Raw genomic sequence first — 15,101 nt, 5'->3', positions numbered from 1 at the left:
TTAGCAAGCGCGTGGCCCACTAGCCCCGGCAACGAACTGTCACGCGCGAACCCCTCGAAGAGCCGCCAGGCTGAGGGGTTTTTTTATTTCCCGCAGTTTCCACGAACCACAGATGATCCACAAGGAAGAGTCCGATGAGCAAAGGATCGCCCATCAGCCCCTCGCTGATGGCCACCAAGTCCGCCGGAGCCGCCAAGGCTCCGGACCGCGCCGACCGGACGGCTGAGAACGCCGTCGTCGCCGAGCTTGCCGCCGTCTCTCCTGTCCTTGGGCCGAACAACGTCGTACCCCCGACGGTGATGACCGGCTCGCAAGCAATTGTCCGCTCGCTCGAAGAACTCGGCGTCGACGATATTTTCGGTTTGCCCGGTGGCGCGATCCTGCCCACCTACGACCCCTTGATGGCCTCCAGCATGAACCACGTGCTGGTCCGTCACGAACAGGGAGCCGGCCACGCCGCGCAAGGCTACGCCATGGTGACCGGGCGGGTGGGCGTCTGCATCGCCACCTCGGGCCCGGGCGCCACCAACCTCGTTACCGCCATCATGGATGCCCACATGGACTCCGTTCCGCTGGTGGCCATCACCGGCCAGGTGTCCAGCGGTGTGATCGGCACCGACGCGTTCCAGGAAGCCGACATCGTGGGCATCACCATGCCCATCACCAAGCACTCGTTCCTGGTGACCGACCCCAACGACATCCCGCATGTCATGGCGGAAGCGTTCCACCTCGCTTCCACCGGGCGCCCCGGTCCCGTCCTCGTGGACGTGGCCAAGGACGCCCAGGTAGGCGAGATGACCTTCTCCTGGCCGCCGCGCATCGACCTGCCCGGTTACCGCCCGGTCACCCGAGGGCACAACAAGCAGGTACGCGAGGCCGCCAAGCTGATTGCCGCGGCCAGCAAACCCGTGCTGTACGTGGGCGGCGGTGTCATCAAAGCGCACGCATCCGCTGAGCTGCTGGCACTCGCCGAGGCCACGGGAGCCCCGGTCGTCACCACGCTGATGGCCAAGGGCGCGTTCCCGGACTCACACCCGCAGCACATGGGAATGCCCGGCATGCACGGCACCGTTTCGGCGGTGACTGCCTTGCAGCAGTCGGACCTGCTGATCACCCTCGGTGCCCGGTTCGACGACCGCGTCACCGGCGTGCTGAAGACGTTCGCACCGATGGCCAAGGTCATCCACGCCGACATCGACCCGGCCGAAATCTCCAAGAACCGCACTGCGGATGTGCCGATTGTTGGTTCGGTCAAGGAGATCATTCCGGAGCTCACCGAAGCCGTCCGCACCCAGTTCGAGGCGTCGGGCACCCCGGACCTCACCACCTGGTGGGCCTTCCTCAACAACCTCAAGGAAACCTACCCGCTGGGCTGGACCGAGCCGGACGACGGCCTGACCGCCCCGCAGAAGGTCATCGAGCGGATCGGCGCCCTGACCGGTCCGGAAGGCATCTACGTGGCAGGCGTTGGCCAGCACCAGATGTGGGCAGCTCAGTTCATCAAGTACGAGCGCCCGCATGCCTGGCTCAACTCGGGCGGCGCCGGCACCATGGGCTATGCCGTGCCGGCTGCGATGGGCGCCAAGGTGGGCGAGCCGGACCGGGTGGTCTGGGCCATCGACGGCGACGGCTGCTTCCAGATGACCAACCAGGAACTGGCCACCTGCGCCATTAACAAGATCCCCATCAAGGTTGCCGTCATCAACAACTCCTCCCTGGGCATGGTGCGCCAGTGGCAGACCCTCTTCTACGAAGGCCGCTACTCGAACACCGACCTGAACACCGGCCACGACACCGTCCGCATCCCGGACTTCGTCAAGCTGGGGGAGGCGTACGGCTGCGCCTCGTTCCGCTGTGAACGCGACGAGGACATCGACGCCACCATCCAGAAGGCCCTCGAAATCAATGACCGCCCCGTAGTCATCGACTTCGTGGTGAGCCCCAACTCCATGGTGTGGCCGATGGTGCCCGCCGGCGTGAGCAACGACCAGATCCAGGTTGCCCGCAACATGACCCCGGAATGGGAAGAAGAGGACTGACCATGAGCCGCCACACACTTTCCGTCCTGGTGGAAGACAAGCCGGGCGTCCTGACCCGGGTTGCGAGCCTCTTCGCCCGGCGCGCCTTCAACATCAACTCCCTGGCCGTCGGCCCCACCGAGGTTCCGGGCATTTCCCGGATGACGGTCGTTGTCGACGCCGACGGCGACCTCATCGAGCAGGTCACCAAGCAGCTCAACAAGCTGATCAACGTCATCAAGATCGTTGAGCTGACTTCCGAATCTTCCGTACAGCGCGACCACATCCTGGTCAAGGTACGTGCGGATGCCGCAACACGCCTGCAGGTTACCCAGGCCGCAGACCTGTTCCGTGCCGCCGTCGTCGACGTGTCCACAGACTCGTTGGTGATCGAGGCAACCGGTACCCCGGAGAAGCTCGCAGCGCTGCTTTCAGTGCTGGAGCCCTTCGGCATCCGCGAAATCGTGCAGTCCGGCACCCTGGCCGTTGGACGGGGATCCCGCTCCATGAGTGACAGGGCGCTGCGCTCCGCTTAGGCCCTCAAGGCCCCGCGCGGCAGTACGCAACGCCCGTAACCGCACCACGCAAGACACCTATCTACAATCCACTCAAGAGGAGTTACGCAAGTGACTGAAATGTTCTACGACGACGACGCCGACCTGTCGATTATTCAGGGCCGCAAGGTAGCCATTGTTGGCTACGGTTCCCAGGGCCACGCCCACGCGCTTAACCTGCGCGATTCCGGCGTCGAGGTTGTTATCGCCCTGAAGGACGGCTCCAAGTCCGCACCCAAGGCCGAGGACGCAGGCTTCACGGTCAAGAACGTTGCCGACGCCGCCGAATGGGCCGACGTCATCATGATCCTGGCGCCGGACCAGCACCAGCGCTCGATCTACAACGACTCCATCAAGGACAAGCTGAAGCCCGGCAAGGCCCTTGCCTTCGCCCACGGTTTCAACATCCGCTTCGGCTACATCCAGGCTCCGGAGGGCGTTGACGTCATCCTCGTCGCCCCGAAGGCTCCGGGCCACACCGTGCGCCGCGAATTCGAAGCCGGCCGCGGCATCCCGGACATCATCGCCGTCGAACAGGACGCCACCGGTTCCGCCTGGGAGCTGGCCAAGTCCTACGCCAAGGCCATCGGCGGCACCCGCGCCGGCGTCATCAAGACCACCTTCACCGAAGAAACCGAAACGGACCTCTTTGGCGAGCAGGCCGTCCTGTGCGGCGGCGTGTCCCAGCTGGTCCAGTACGGCTTCGAAACCCTGACCGAAGCCGGCTACCAGCCGCAGATCGCCTACTTCGAGGTCCTCCACGAGCTCAAGCTCATCGTCGACCTCATGTGGGAAGGCGGCATTGCCAAGCAGCGCTGGAGCGTTTCGGACACCGCTGAGTACGGCGACTACGTCTCCGGTCCCCGCGTCATCACCCCCGAGGTGAAGGAAAACATGAAGGCCGTCCTGGCCGACATCCAGTCCGGCGCCTTCGCCAAGCGTTTCATCGAGGACCAGGACAACGGCGGCGTCGAATTCAAGGCCCTGCGTGCCAAGGCTGAGCAGCACCCCATCGAGGCTGTTGGCCGCGAACTGCGCTCCCTCTTCGCCTGGCAGCAGCAGGACGTGGACTACGTCGAAGGTTCCGCAGCCCGCTAAGGCTGGCCCAACGTGCCGTTATAAAGTCAGACTGTGAGGCCGGGTTCACACTTAACAATGTGAGCCCGGCCTTTCCGTCGGCCTAGACTATTTTTATCCCCCGGACTGCAACGCAGAGGATCAGCCGTGTCAAAACCCGTAGTACTGCTCGCCGAAGAACTTTCCCCCGCTACCGTCGAGGCCCTGGGCCCGGACTTCGAGATCCGCCAGACCGACGGCGCCGACCGCTCCCAGCTGCTCTCCGCCATTGGCGACGTTGACGCGATCCTGGTCCGCTCGGCAACGCAGGTGGACGCCGAGGCGATCGCCGCTGCGAAGAACCTCAAGGTCATCGCCCGTGCGGGAGTAGGCCTGGACAACGTGGACATCAAGGCAGCCACGCAGGCCGGTGTCATGGTGGTGAACGCGCCCACCTCCAACATCGTCTCGGCAGCAGAACTCACGGTGGGACACATCCTCAGCCTGGCCCGCCACATCCCGCAGGCCAGCGCCGCCCTCAAGGACGGGGAGTGGAAGCGCTCCAAGTACACGGGCATCGAACTCTTCGAAAAGAAGATCGGCATCATCGGCCTCGGCAGGATCGGCGCCCTCGTCGCTGCCCGCCTGAAGGGCTTTGACACCAAGATCCTCGCCTACGATCCGTACATCACCTCAGCCCGTGCGGCACAGCTCGGCGTCCAGCTGGTGACCCTGGATGAGCTCCTGGCCCAGGCGGACTTCATCACCATCCACATGCCCAAGACGCCGGAGACGGTGGGCATGCTGGGCGCGGACGCCTTCAAGAAGATGAAGAGCACCGCCTACGTTGTCAACGTGGCCCGCGGCGGACTGGTGGACGAGGAAGCACTCTTTACGGCCCTGCAGGACGGCGAAATCGCCGGCGCCGGCGTGGACGTCTTCTCCAAGGAGCCGAGCACCGACCTGCCGTTCTTCAAGCTGGACAACGTGGTGGTCACCCCGCACCTCGGGGCCTCCACCGACGAAGCCCAGGAAAAGGCCGGCGTTTCGGTCGCCAAGTCGGTCCGCCTCGCCCTCGCCGGTGAACTGGTGCCCGACGCCGTGAACGTGGCCGGCGGCGTCATCGCCCCCGACGTCCGCCCCGGCATCCCGCTGATCGAGAAGCTGGGCCGGATCTTCACAGCCCTGACCCATGCCTCCCTGACCCAGTTCGACGTTGAGGTTGCCGGCGAGATTTCATCCCTCGATGTCAAGGTCCTGGAGCTGGCCGCCCTCAAGGGCATCTTCGCCGACGTCGTGACCGAGCAGGTCTCCTATGTCAACGCGCCGGTCATCGCCGAGCAGCGGGGCATCAACGTCCGCCTGATCACCACCCCGGAAACCGAGTCCTACCGGAACGTCCTGACCCTCCGCGGCGCCCTCAGCGACGGCAGCCAGATCTCGGTGGCCGGTACCCTGACCGGACCCAAGCAGATCCAGAAGCTGGTGGGCATCAACGGGTTCGAGGTGGAAATCCCGATCAGCGAACACCTGGTGGTAGTGGCCTACACCGACCGCCCGGGCGTGATCGGAACGATCGGCCATATCCTGGGCATGAACAACATCAACATCGCCGGCATGCAGGTTGCGCGCTCTGACGAGGGCGGCCAGGTGCTCGCGCTCCTGACCATCGACAGCTCGGTGCCGCAGCAGGTCCTCGACGCCATCAAGGCCGGCATCGGCGCCGAAATGGTACGTGAAGTGGACCTGGAGGACTAGTCCACGGCAGCGAAACGCCGTACCCGCCGGACCCGCTTCGGCGAGTCCCCGCAAGGCCACGTATGATTGGCCGGTCTGCTTACAATGGCTTGGTCCTGATTCAGGACCGGGGCCGGCAGGCCGGCCAATTACCTTTTGCACATCAGTCCGTAATAGTCCATGTCCGCCCCGCGCGGACTCGAATGTGCGCACGCATTCCAGGTTTCAGGGAGTTCCATGAACGCCGTCCAGAGGTTCATCAGAAGCAGGGTGCTGCTGTTGACCGCGGCCATCTTGATCGCAGCCATGTGCTTGTCGGTCCTCGTCCAAAGCCAGTCACAGGCTGCACTCAACAGGACCGTGGATGAAAATTCACGGGGACTCTATGACATCCTGGTCCAGGCCAAGGCGCCTTCCGGCGCGCTGATGCAGCCGGAGATCGCCAACGGGACCGGAGGCATCAGCTTTGAACAGCTGGAAGCCATCAAAAAGCTGACCGGAACCTCCGTGGCAGCCCCCATCAGCCTCGTCTCCCGGGTGACCCAGAACCTCGAGTCGCCCCGCCTGGAGGCCATGGACTACCTGGGCTACAACGCCGGGCTGGCCGGCACCGCAACCGCCGACCAGGCCGCCGGGGCAACCGCCCCGGACCAGTGGCCTGCCGCCGAATCCGTGCTGAGCGACGAAAGCAAGAAGTACCGCCTGACCGCCAGCGCCGTCAGCTCCGACGGCGTCTCTGAGCAGACGCTGTTCAAGTCCACTGCCGAAGGCACCCTGGGCAAGGCCAAGCTCGTTGAAGAAAAGGCCGCCGGAGGCAGCAGTATCAGGATCGCTGCACCCAAGGATGAAACGGGCATCAAGTTTCCCGCCCCGGCCGGCGGCTCCGAGCACAACCTCTTCAACCTGTCCGTATCACTGCCCCTCGCCCCTGAGGTAACCGAATCGGTGGTTGCTGTCGATCCGGCCGCAGAGCGCGCCCTCCTGGGTTCCGCCGGTGACTTCCTGGCTCCGCTGGAAAAGGCGCCGCCGGCCGACGCCCGCGACGCCGGGGCAATTGGACGCTACTTTGAGGGACTTTTCACCAACGGCATCAGCCTGGACCAGCTGAAGGAAGGGCCGGACTTCCTCGGCGTCAAGCTCAAGTACTGGGCACCGCTGATGACGCAGTACCAGCAGGCCAAGCGGACCGGGCAGCTGACTGCCGACTCCCAGGCCATTCCGCTGATCGTGCGCTCCGGCACGTCGCTGGACCTCAAGTACAACGTCAAGATCGAAGAGATTGACGGCGCCGGCAAGGTCGTCAAGGACGTCGGTACCGTTTCCCGGTCCCTGGACAAGGATTACCTCCCGTTCGTCTCCAAGGACCCCTTCGTCCTTTCCTGGCCGGGCTCCACGGACCACTCATCCCTGCTGGGGAGCACCGGCAACTTCAACCAGGGCCTCTACACCCCGGCCACGTGGAGCACCGACTTTGCCGCCGCACCCAAGTACACGGACGGCGAAACGGCTGCGAACGGCGCCGTGGACAAGGCAGCAGTTCCCGGCGAATGGGTGACCGTCAACCGGCTGCCCGAGAAGAGCGCCAACGGCGCCCCTGTTGACCAGACCCAGCGCGAACCCGTGGACGAACGTTCCTACCGCGAGAACCTCGAAACGGGGTCGCAGGCAGCTGCTCCGCTGGCGATGGTCTACGGCACGTTCGACCCCTCTGCCGTTGCTGCCGCCGCCGGCGACGTCAACAAGCTGCCGCTCGGTGGCTACGACCCCACCCCGTTCACCCTGGTCAAGGACGCTGCCGGAAACGATGTCCCGGCCACGGAGCTGGAACCTTCCCTGAGCGCCACCGGCCTGGCCAGCCAGTCCGCCGGTGCCATCACCGATTACTACGGGCTTGCCGCTGCCCGGGGTTACACCGACAACGCCAGCGTGATCGACGCCGTCCGGGTCCGCGCGAAGGCGCCGGGCAGCTGGAAGCAGGCGCAGCCCGACGTCGAGAAGCTGGCGGGCGAAATCCGCTCGATGGGCCTGGAAGCCACCATTGTGGCCGGTTCCGCACGCGAGGATGCCAGCATCTTCGTTCCCGGCTACTCCAAGGACGGCGCCGGGAAGGAATCCGCCCTGGGCACCGTCCGGCAGTCCTGGGTGCGGCAGAACGCTGCCGAAGCCGTCACCGGATCCTTGTCCGGCACCAACGTCACGCTGCTCTTCCTGACGCTCTGCGGTGCAGCCCTCCTGACGGGGGCATCCACCGTCAGCTACATCCGCAAGCGAAGGAGCGAAGCCGGAACGCTCCGGGCCATGGGCTGGACCCAGCGCCGGGTGCGCCGGTGGGTGCTGGAGGAGTTCGGAGTGGGCGCCGTCCTGCTGGCCGTCGCCGGGACCGTGCTGAGCCTGGTGAGCTGGAGCCTTGCCACGGCCCTCGTGTCCGTGTCCGTCCTTGTGCTCTACGCCGCTGCGGCCTTCTTCGCAGCGCAGCAGCTGCGCCACGGCCACGTCGTGGACCAGGAGCCGCAGCATGACGAGCGGCTCATTCCGGTGGACTCGCCGCTGACTTTCGCCAACCGCCAGCTGAGCACCAACAAATTCAACACGATCTCCCTTGCCCTGGCCGTAGGCGTGTTCGGCGCTGCAGTGGGCGGCCTCATCGCCTTGCTCATTGACATTCCCCGCGCTGCCGGCGCCAGTGCCCTGAGTGGCCTGGCCGCAGCCAGTGTTGCCCTGCCCAGCATCCTCCTTGCTCTTTCGGGCGTGGCTGTCGGGCTGGTGCTCACGCTGGTCACCGGGCGGTTTGAGCTCAACGCCAAGCGCCAGTACCTCGGCATCCTCGAGGCGATGGGTTGGAACCCGGACATGCTGCGCCAGGTCCGGCTGTTCGAGAATGCCCTGGTGGGAACCCTTGCCCTGCCGCTGGGCGTGCTGGGCGCCCTGGGGATAGGCCTGCTGCTGGCGCCGTACGCTGCACTGTGGGCGGGCGTGGCAGGCCTTGTGGCTGTACTTTGCTGGATACCGATTGCAACGAAAGTGGTCCAATGACAAACCCGACGAATGTCCAGCGGAGCCGCCGGTCCGGCTCCGCGGAGGTCCCCCTGCAGACCCGCGCCAACACCATCGTCAAGGCCGCCGACCACGGGACCCCGCTGGAACTGAACGACATCACCATCCGCTACGGCGGGGGCAAGGGCGGTGCCGAAGCCGTCAGCGTGGTGGAAGGCTTCGATCTCACCCTGCACGCCGGCGAGATGCACTGCGTTGCCGGCCGCAGCGGCTCCGGCAAGACCAGCATCCTCACCGTCGGCGCGGGACTGACGCTGCCGACGTCGGGCCGTGTCTACTGGGAAGGCGATTCCCTCGAAAGCATGGGCGACGACGAAATCGCCGACCGCCGTCGTGCCTTGATCGGTTACGTCGACCAGGGCGGTGCACTGATTGACGGGATGAGCGCCCTCGAGAACGTGCTGCTGCCCGCTGTCCCTGACGGCGAAGTGGACCAGCGCCGCGACATGGCCAACGACCTGCTGGACCTCGTGGGGCTGGGCCGCCGCATGCGGCACCGTCCTGCCCAGCTCTCCGGCGGTGAACGCCAGCGCGTCGCCATTGCCCGGGCACTGATCCTGGGCACGCGCGTCCTGGTGGTGGATGAGCCCACTGCCAGCCTCGACCGTGCCTCTGCCAACCGGATCATCAGCATCCTGAAGGACACCACGTCGGACGGAATCGCCGTCCTGGTGGCCTCGCACGACCACGAACTCGTCCGTCTCAGCGATACCCTGACCGAACTCATCTAGCCCGCCCCTCCGCACCGAAGGTAACGTCCTCTACGTGACTGCTTCAGAGAAAACGCCGTTCTACATCACCACGGCCATCACCTACCCCAACGGGGTGCCGCACATCGGCCACGCCTACGAGTACATTGCCACCGACGCAATGGCCCGCTTCAAGCGGCTGGACGGCTACGACGTGATGTTCCTGACCGGCACGGACGAGCACGGGATGAAGATCGCCCAGACGGCCGAGAAGGAAGGCATCACTCCCAAGGAACTGGTGGACCGGAATGTCGAAGCCTTCAAGGCGGCGCATGCCGCGCTGGGGATCTCGTACGACCGTTTCATCCGGACCACTGACGAGGACCACTACGCCGCGTCGCAGGCCATCTGGAAAAAGATGGAAGCCAACGGGGACATCTACCTGTCCAAGTACGAGGGCTGGTACTCCGTCCGGGACGAAGCCTTCTACGTTGAGGACGACACCGTGGTCAAGGACGACGGCGTGCGCTACTCCAAGGAGACGGACACGGAGGTGACGTGGACGGCGGAGGAGAGCTACTTCTTCCGGCTGTCCGCCTACCAGGACAAGCTCCTGGCGCTCTACGAGTCACATCCGGAGTTCGGTGCCCCGCAGTACCGCTTCAACGAAGTCATCAGCTTCGTGAAGCGCGGCCTGGAGGACCTGTCGATCAGCCGCACCACGTTCGACTGGGGCGTCCCGGTTCCGGGCAACGACAAGCACGTCATGTACGTCTGGGTGGACGCCCTGACGAACTACCTCACGGGAGTTGGCTACCCCGACGTCGAATCTGAAAAGTTCCGGAAGTACTGGCCCGCCGACGTGCACATCATCGGCAAGGACATCTCACGCTTCCACGCCATCTACTGGCCCGCCTTCCTCATGAGCGCAGGCCTTGAACTGCCCAAGCGCGTCATGATCCACGGCTTCCTGCAGAACAACGGAGTGAAGATGTCCAAGTCCTTGGGCAACGTGGTGGCTCCATCAGATTTCGTGGACCAGTACGGCGTGGACCAGGTGCGGTTCTTCTTCCTCCGCGAAGTGCCGTTCGGCGCTGACGGCAGCTACAACCACGACGCCATCGTGGGGCGGATGAACGCGGACCTGGCCAACAACTTCGGCAACCTGGCCCAGCGTTCGCTGTCCATGGTCGCCAAGAACTGTGGGGGCACGGTCCCCGTTCCCGGCGCGTTCACTGCGGAGGACAACGCCATCCTGGAGCAGGCCGGCGGCCTCCTCGCCGCGGCCCGGGCAGCCTTTGATAAGCAGGAATTCAGCCGCGCCCTTGAAGCGATCTGGGGAGTCCTCGGCGACACCAACGCCTATTTCGCCGAGCAGGCGCCGTGGGTGCTGCGGAAAACCGACGTTGAGCGGATGAATACCGTGCTTTACGTGACGCTCGAGGTGCTGCGGATCGTGGCCATCCTGGCACAGCCGGTCATGCCCGCCGCAACGGCGGCGCTTCTGCAGACGCTGGGCCAGCCCGAAGGGGAAGCCCGGCAGTTCGCGGCCATTGGCACCCCGATCGTTGCAGGGACGGAGCTGCCGGCCCCTTCGCCGGTGTTCCCGAAGTACGAAGAGCCGGCTGAGGCCAAGTAGTTCCGTATTCCGAAGATAAGTACGTCCTACTGGGGATTCCGGACAGGAAAATCCATAGCCTGAACGTGTTAGCAAACTGACAGTTCGCATCTGGGAGAACCGTCGCCCCGATGCTGTCTGTTTGCCCTTCGACCCGTTACTCCGGGTTGATCCGTCAGGTTGGGGCGGTGCGTTCTCCTTCGCGTCTGGACAGTCTGAAGCAGACTATGGACGGAGACGGAAATGAAACGGATCCTTGCCACCTTGGGGGTCACAAGCCTCGCACTCCTGGGTGCAACAGCCACGGCATTCGCCACAGGCGAATCGGGCGGCGGTGAAAAAATCACCATCTGCCATGCCACGGGATCGGAAACGAACCCCTACGTGCCGATCACCATTGACCTCAATGCGTTGAACGGCCACGCCGGCCACCAGCATGAAGAGGACATCATCCCGGCCAACAACGGGAAGGTCCTGCCTGGCGGCCAGAACCTTGACAAAGTGGATGTGTGGAACGCCGGTTGCGCCAAGCCCGGTGGAAATCCCGCCGGGCCGCCCAAGGACAACGACAAGAAGATCACCATCTGCCACGCCACGGGTTCGGAAAAGAACCCCTACGTGGTCCTTTCAATCGCGTTGCAGGGCCTGAACGGCCACGGTGGTGCCCACCACCAGCACAGCGAGGACATCATTCCGCCGAACAGCGGAAAAGTGATTCCTGCCGGTCAGAACTGGACCGCTGAGGGGCAGGCAACCTTCAACAACAACTGCGTTCCGGTGAAAATTACCACGACGCCGCCGACTACCCCGCCGACGGTACCGCCGGGTGGAAATGTCGTTCCTCCTGCCGGTGGAGTGGTGCCCGGGACGAATCCCCGCGGCGCTGTTGCCGGAGGCGGTGCGGGTGCAGTGGCCTCGCCAAACGAGGGCTTCAACGTGCAGACCGCGGTCTCGGCGCCGTCCGGTTCGGGCGCAGCTCCGTGGCTTGGCGGCCTGGCCGCCGTGATGGTTGCCGGTGCCGCCCTTGCCGTCCGGAAGACGATGGCTAGGACTGCCGTCCGCGGACAGCAGCGCGGATAGCGCGTGGTAGCCGCCGCCCCGGCGGCATTCGGGTAAAAGGGACGCGAAGCGCCGTGCAGGTGTTGCACGGCGCTTTGCGTCTCCCGGCATTTTCCCCACGCTGAACCGAAGCATGAGGACAATTCATGGCAGGTAATGACCCGGAGGAAGTACCGGGAGAGAACGCAACATCCGGCACGACCGGCCACGGTCACGGGCTTTCAACTCTCAGGACCGTTGTTCTGCTGGCCCTGGCCGGAGCCGTGGGCTTCCTTGCCGTGGCCCTTCTCCCTGCGCTGGTTGAGCCCGGGGCGCGGACGTCGCCGCCGGGCGGCGCAACAGCGGTGGCCTCAGCGCCCGCTCCACTGCAGTCCGAGACGGGCGCCGTTTCAGTTTCCCCTGTTCCGGCCATCACCCCGGAAGTGCCGTCGGCCGCCGCCGGGGCGCCGGCTGCTCCTCCGGAGCGGCTGGTCTATCCAGTTGCTGATATCGACGTCCCCATCCATCCGCTCGATCCGAGCAGCTCGGACGTTGCCTCCCAGACCATAATTCCGCCGCCCACCATGGACGGATACTGGCTGACCCCCTACGGAATGCCGGGGGCGGGCTCCACCAACACCACCTACGTTGTGGGCCACAGCTGGCAGGACCTTGAGGCGCCCTTCAACCGGCTCAGTTCAAAGGCGGCAGCGGGGGACAGGCTCACGGTTGCCACGTCCGCGGGTGAGCTTGAATACCAGGTGGACTCTGTCACCACGTACGTAAAATCGGGACTCAAGGACAGTCCTGTCTGGGATGTTGCGCCCAACAGGCTGGTCCTCATCTCGTGCTACACGGACGACCTCTGGGGCACGAACGTCGTTGTCAGTGCCTCCCCGGTAGCCCAGTGAGTGCCGCCCAGCGCCTCCTGCCGCCCGGCGCTGCGGCGGCCCTCGGCATCTTCTCGAATATTGAGACGGCTTGACCAGCATATGGATGTTTTGGCTAACCTGAATCCATGAGCGCATCCTCCATTGATCTTGCAGTTATTCCCGGCGACGGCATTGGCCCCGAGGTGATTGCCGAGGCCATTAAGGTCCTCGAAAAGGCCGTGGCAGCGGAGGGCGTGGAGCTCAAGCAGACCCACTACAAGCTCGGTGCAGAGCACTGGCTGGCCACCGGGGAGACCCTGCCGGACGAGGTCCTGGCGGACCTCCGGACCCGGGATGCCATCCTGTTCGGCGCGGTGGGCGCCGCCCCGGGAGACACGCGTATCCCGTCGGGACTTATTGAACGCGAGATGCTGCTCAAGCTCCGCTTCAGCCTGGACCACTACGTCAACCTGCGGCCGTCCCGGCTCTATGGAACGGTGGGAAGCCCGCTCGCCAACCCGGGCACCATTGACTTCATCGTGGTCCGCGAGGGCACCGAGGGGCCCTACGTGGGCAACGGCGGCACCCTGCGTGCGGGCACGCCCCACGAGGTGGCCACCGAGGTTTCACTGAACACTGCCCACGGCGTGGAACGGGTAGTCCGGGACGCGTTCCGCCGGGCCAGCGCCAGGGAGCGCAAGCACCTCACCCTGGTCCACAAGCACAATGTCCTGGTTTACGCGGGGCACCTGTGGAAGCGCACCGTTGAGGCGGTGGCGCAGGAGTTCCCGGAGGTCACCCACGACTACCTCCACGTGGACGCCGCCACCATCTTCATGGTCACCGACCCGTCCCGCTTCGACGTGATAGTCACTGACAACCTTTTCGGCGACATCCTCACCGACCTGGCCGCCGCGATCACCGGCGGCATCGGGTTGGCGGCATCCGGCAACATCAACATGGACCGCACGGCCCCCTCCATGTTCGAACCCGTGCACGGGTCCGCCCCGGACATTGCGGGCCAGGGCAAGGCAGACCCAACGGCTGCCATCCTCTCCGCTGCGCTCCTGCTGGACCACCTCGGCTACGCCGCAGCGGCCCGCAGGATCGAAGCGGCAGTGGTTGCCGACGTCGAGAAGCGCGACGGCGGTTCACGCACCACGAGTGCCGTGGGCGACGCCATCGCCGCCGGGCTCTGACACCGCGCCAGGGGCTCCGGCATCGGGCGTAAGCTTGTCTCGAATCACCAAATGCCGCCGCGCCGTTCAGTGCTGAACACGGGGCGGCCGATCGTGGAGGAACCATGACCCAGACCGCCCATGGCGTCGAATTCAGCCAGCAGCTTTCGGCCAACCCGAAGTCTGCTGAAGAGCGTGCAGCCATCCTGGCCAACCCGGGATTCGGCAACCACTTCACCGACCACACCGCCGTGGTGGACTACAGCGTGGACGAGAACGGCCACGGCGGCTGGCACAACGCCAGGATTGAACCGTACGGTCCCATCGTCCTGGATCCCTCTGCCGCCGTGCTGCACTACGGCCAGGAGATTTTCGAAGGCCTCAAGGCCTACCGCCATGCCGACGGCTCCATCTGGTCCTTCCGTCCCGAAGCAAACGCGGCCCGCCTGAACAAGTCAGCCCGCAGGCTTGCCCTTCCCGAGCTGCCGGCTGAATACTTCCTCGGAGCGATCCGAGCCCTGGTGAACGTGGACAGGGACTGGGTTCCCGGCGGCGACGGCGAGGCCCTCTACCTGCGGCCGTTCATGATCGCCACCGAGGCCTTCCTGGGTGTGCGCGCCGCACGCGAAGTTTCCTTCCGGGTGATCGCCTCACCGGCCGGCAACTATTTCGGCGGTGAGCTGAAGCCCGTATCCATCTGGATCTCCCGTGAATACGCCCGTGCCGGCCGCGGCGGAACGGGCGATGCCAAATGCGGCGGCAACTACGCCGCGTCGCTGATTGCCCAGCAGGAAGCAGAAGCCAACGGCTGCAAGCAGGTCCTCTTCCTCGACCATTTCAACGACAATGCAGTCGAGGAACTGGGCGGCATGAACGTCTTCTTCGTGATGAAGGACGGCTCGCTGGTCACCCCCGCGCTGACCGGCACCATCCTGGAAGGCATCACCAGGATGTCCGTCATCCAGGTGGCCAAGGACATGGGCCGCCAGGTCACCGAGCGCAAGATCACCCTTGACGAATGGCGCGACGGCGTTGCTTCCGGCGAGATTGCCGAGGTCTTCGCCTGCGGTACCGCAGCCGTCATCACCCCGATCGGAGTCCTCAAGGACGCCACCGAGTTCATCGGCTCCGAGGACGCCAAGGCGGGGGAGACCACCATGGCCATCCGCGAGCAGCTGCTCGGCATCCAGACCGGAACTGTCCCGGACACCCACGGCTGGCTGACCCGCCTGGCCTAGGCGCCCACTTTCCAGACGCGTACGACGGCGCCTGCCGGACTTTGCTCCG

General features: G+C 65.1%; 11 protein-coding genes. All 11 read left to right on the top strand.

The window, feature by feature from the left end; all coding sequences use genetic code 11:
• Window positions 1–134 precede the first annotated feature (134 nt).
• The 11 genes from ACQ3DC_RS00360 (at window position 135) to ACQ3DC_RS00310 (ending at window position 15,052) form a co-directional block, all read left to right on the top strand.
• Window positions 135–2,039 (top strand): acetolactate synthase large subunit, encoded by a 1,905-nt coding sequence (locus tag ACQ3DC_RS00360; protein WP_157241875.1) that lies wholly within the window; start codon window positions 135–137, stop codon window positions 2,037–2,039.
• Between the two features lie 2 nt (window positions 2,040–2,041).
• On the top strand, window positions 2,042–2,554 hold the full coding sequence (gene ilvN, locus ACQ3DC_RS00355) for an acetolactate synthase small subunit (protein WP_009356538.1): 513 nt from the start codon (window positions 2,042–2,044) through the stop codon (window positions 2,552–2,554).
• 90 nt (window positions 2,555–2,644) lie between these two features.
• Window positions 2,645–3,670: a ketol-acid reductoisomerase gene (gene ilvC, locus ACQ3DC_RS00350; protein ID WP_321213825.1), complete on the top strand. Its 1,026-nt coding sequence runs from the start codon at window positions 2,645–2,647 to the stop codon at window positions 3,668–3,670.
• Between the two features lie 126 nt (window positions 3,671–3,796).
• Window positions 3,797–5,386, top strand: a complete 1,590-nt coding sequence (gene serA / locus ACQ3DC_RS00345; RefSeq protein WP_321213824.1) for a phosphoglycerate dehydrogenase — start codon at window positions 3,797–3,799, stop codon at window positions 5,384–5,386.
• 216 nt (window positions 5,387–5,602) lie between these two features.
• Window positions 5,603–8,398, top strand: a complete 2,796-nt coding sequence (locus tag ACQ3DC_RS00340; RefSeq protein ID WP_323056525.1) for an ABC transporter permease — start codon at window positions 5,603–5,605, stop codon at window positions 8,396–8,398.
• Window positions 8,395–9,150: an ABC transporter ATP-binding protein gene (locus ACQ3DC_RS00335; RefSeq protein WP_430751299.1), complete on the top strand. Its 756-nt coding sequence runs from the start codon at window positions 8,395–8,397 to the stop codon at window positions 9,148–9,150. The genes ACQ3DC_RS00340 and ACQ3DC_RS00335 overlap by 4 nt, the downstream gene beginning before the upstream one ends.
• Before the next feature lie 34 nt (window positions 9,151–9,184).
• Entirely contained in the window at window positions 9,185–10,747 is a 1,563-nt protein-coding gene (metG, locus tag ACQ3DC_RS00330) for a methionine--tRNA ligase (protein WP_323056524.1), read from the top strand.
• Between the two features lie 222 nt (window positions 10,748–10,969).
• A complete protein-coding gene (locus ACQ3DC_RS00325; protein WP_323056523.1) occupies window positions 10,970–11,806 on the top strand; it encodes a hypothetical protein in 837 nt (278 codons plus the stop codon).
• Window positions 11,807–11,931: 125 nt separating this feature from the next.
• On the top strand, window positions 11,932–12,675 hold the full coding sequence (locus ACQ3DC_RS00320) for a class F sortase (RefSeq protein ID WP_430751298.1): 744 nt from the start codon (window positions 11,932–11,934) through the stop codon (window positions 12,673–12,675).
• Window positions 12,676–12,782: 107 nt separating this feature from the next.
• Window positions 12,783–13,835, top strand: coding sequence for a 3-isopropylmalate dehydrogenase (locus ACQ3DC_RS00315; RefSeq protein WP_323056521.1), 1,053 nt, complete (start codon window positions 12,783–12,785; stop codon window positions 13,833–13,835).
• A gap of 104 nt (window positions 13,836–13,939) precedes the next feature.
• Window positions 13,940–15,052, top strand: coding sequence for a branched-chain amino acid aminotransferase (locus ACQ3DC_RS00310; RefSeq protein WP_157241881.1), 1,113 nt, complete (start codon window positions 13,940–13,942; stop codon window positions 15,050–15,052).
• Window positions 15,053–15,101 lie beyond the last annotated feature (49 nt).

It is taken from the genome of Paenarthrobacter sp. NEAU-H11 (genome assembly GCF_050573415.1).
GTDB lineage: Bacteria > Actinomycetota > Actinomycetes > Actinomycetales > Micrococcaceae > Arthrobacter.
This window is presented reverse-complemented; position numbering and strand designations above follow the sequence as displayed.

Coding starts and splice junctions, on each gene's coding strand:
- ACQ3DC_RS00360 (WP_157241875.1), top strand. CDS start 135: ATGAGCAAAGGATCGCCCATCAGCCCCTCGCTGATGGCCACCAAGTCC.
- ilvN (WP_009356538.1), top strand. CDS start 2,042: ATGAGCCGCCACACACTTTCCGTCCTGGTGGAAGACAAGCCGGGCGTC.
- ACQ3DC_RS00340 (WP_323056525.1), top strand. CDS start 5,603: ATGAACGCCGTCCAGAGGTTCATCAGAAGCAGGGTGCTGCTGTTGACC.
- ACQ3DC_RS00335 (WP_430751299.1), top strand. CDS start 8,395: ATGACAAACCCGACGAATGTCCAGCGGAGCCGCCGGTCCGGCTCCGCG.
- ACQ3DC_RS00325 (WP_323056523.1), top strand. CDS start 10,970: ATGAAACGGATCCTTGCCACCTTGGGGGTCACAAGCCTCGCACTCCTG.
- ACQ3DC_RS00320 (WP_430751298.1), top strand. CDS start 11,932: ATGGCAGGTAATGACCCGGAGGAAGTACCGGGAGAGAACGCAACATCC.
- ACQ3DC_RS00315 (WP_323056521.1), top strand. CDS start 12,783: ATGAGCGCATCCTCCATTGATCTTGCAGTTATTCCCGGCGACGGCATT.
- ACQ3DC_RS00310 (WP_157241881.1), top strand. CDS start 13,940: ATGACCCAGACCGCCCATGGCGTCGAATTCAGCCAGCAGCTTTCGGCC.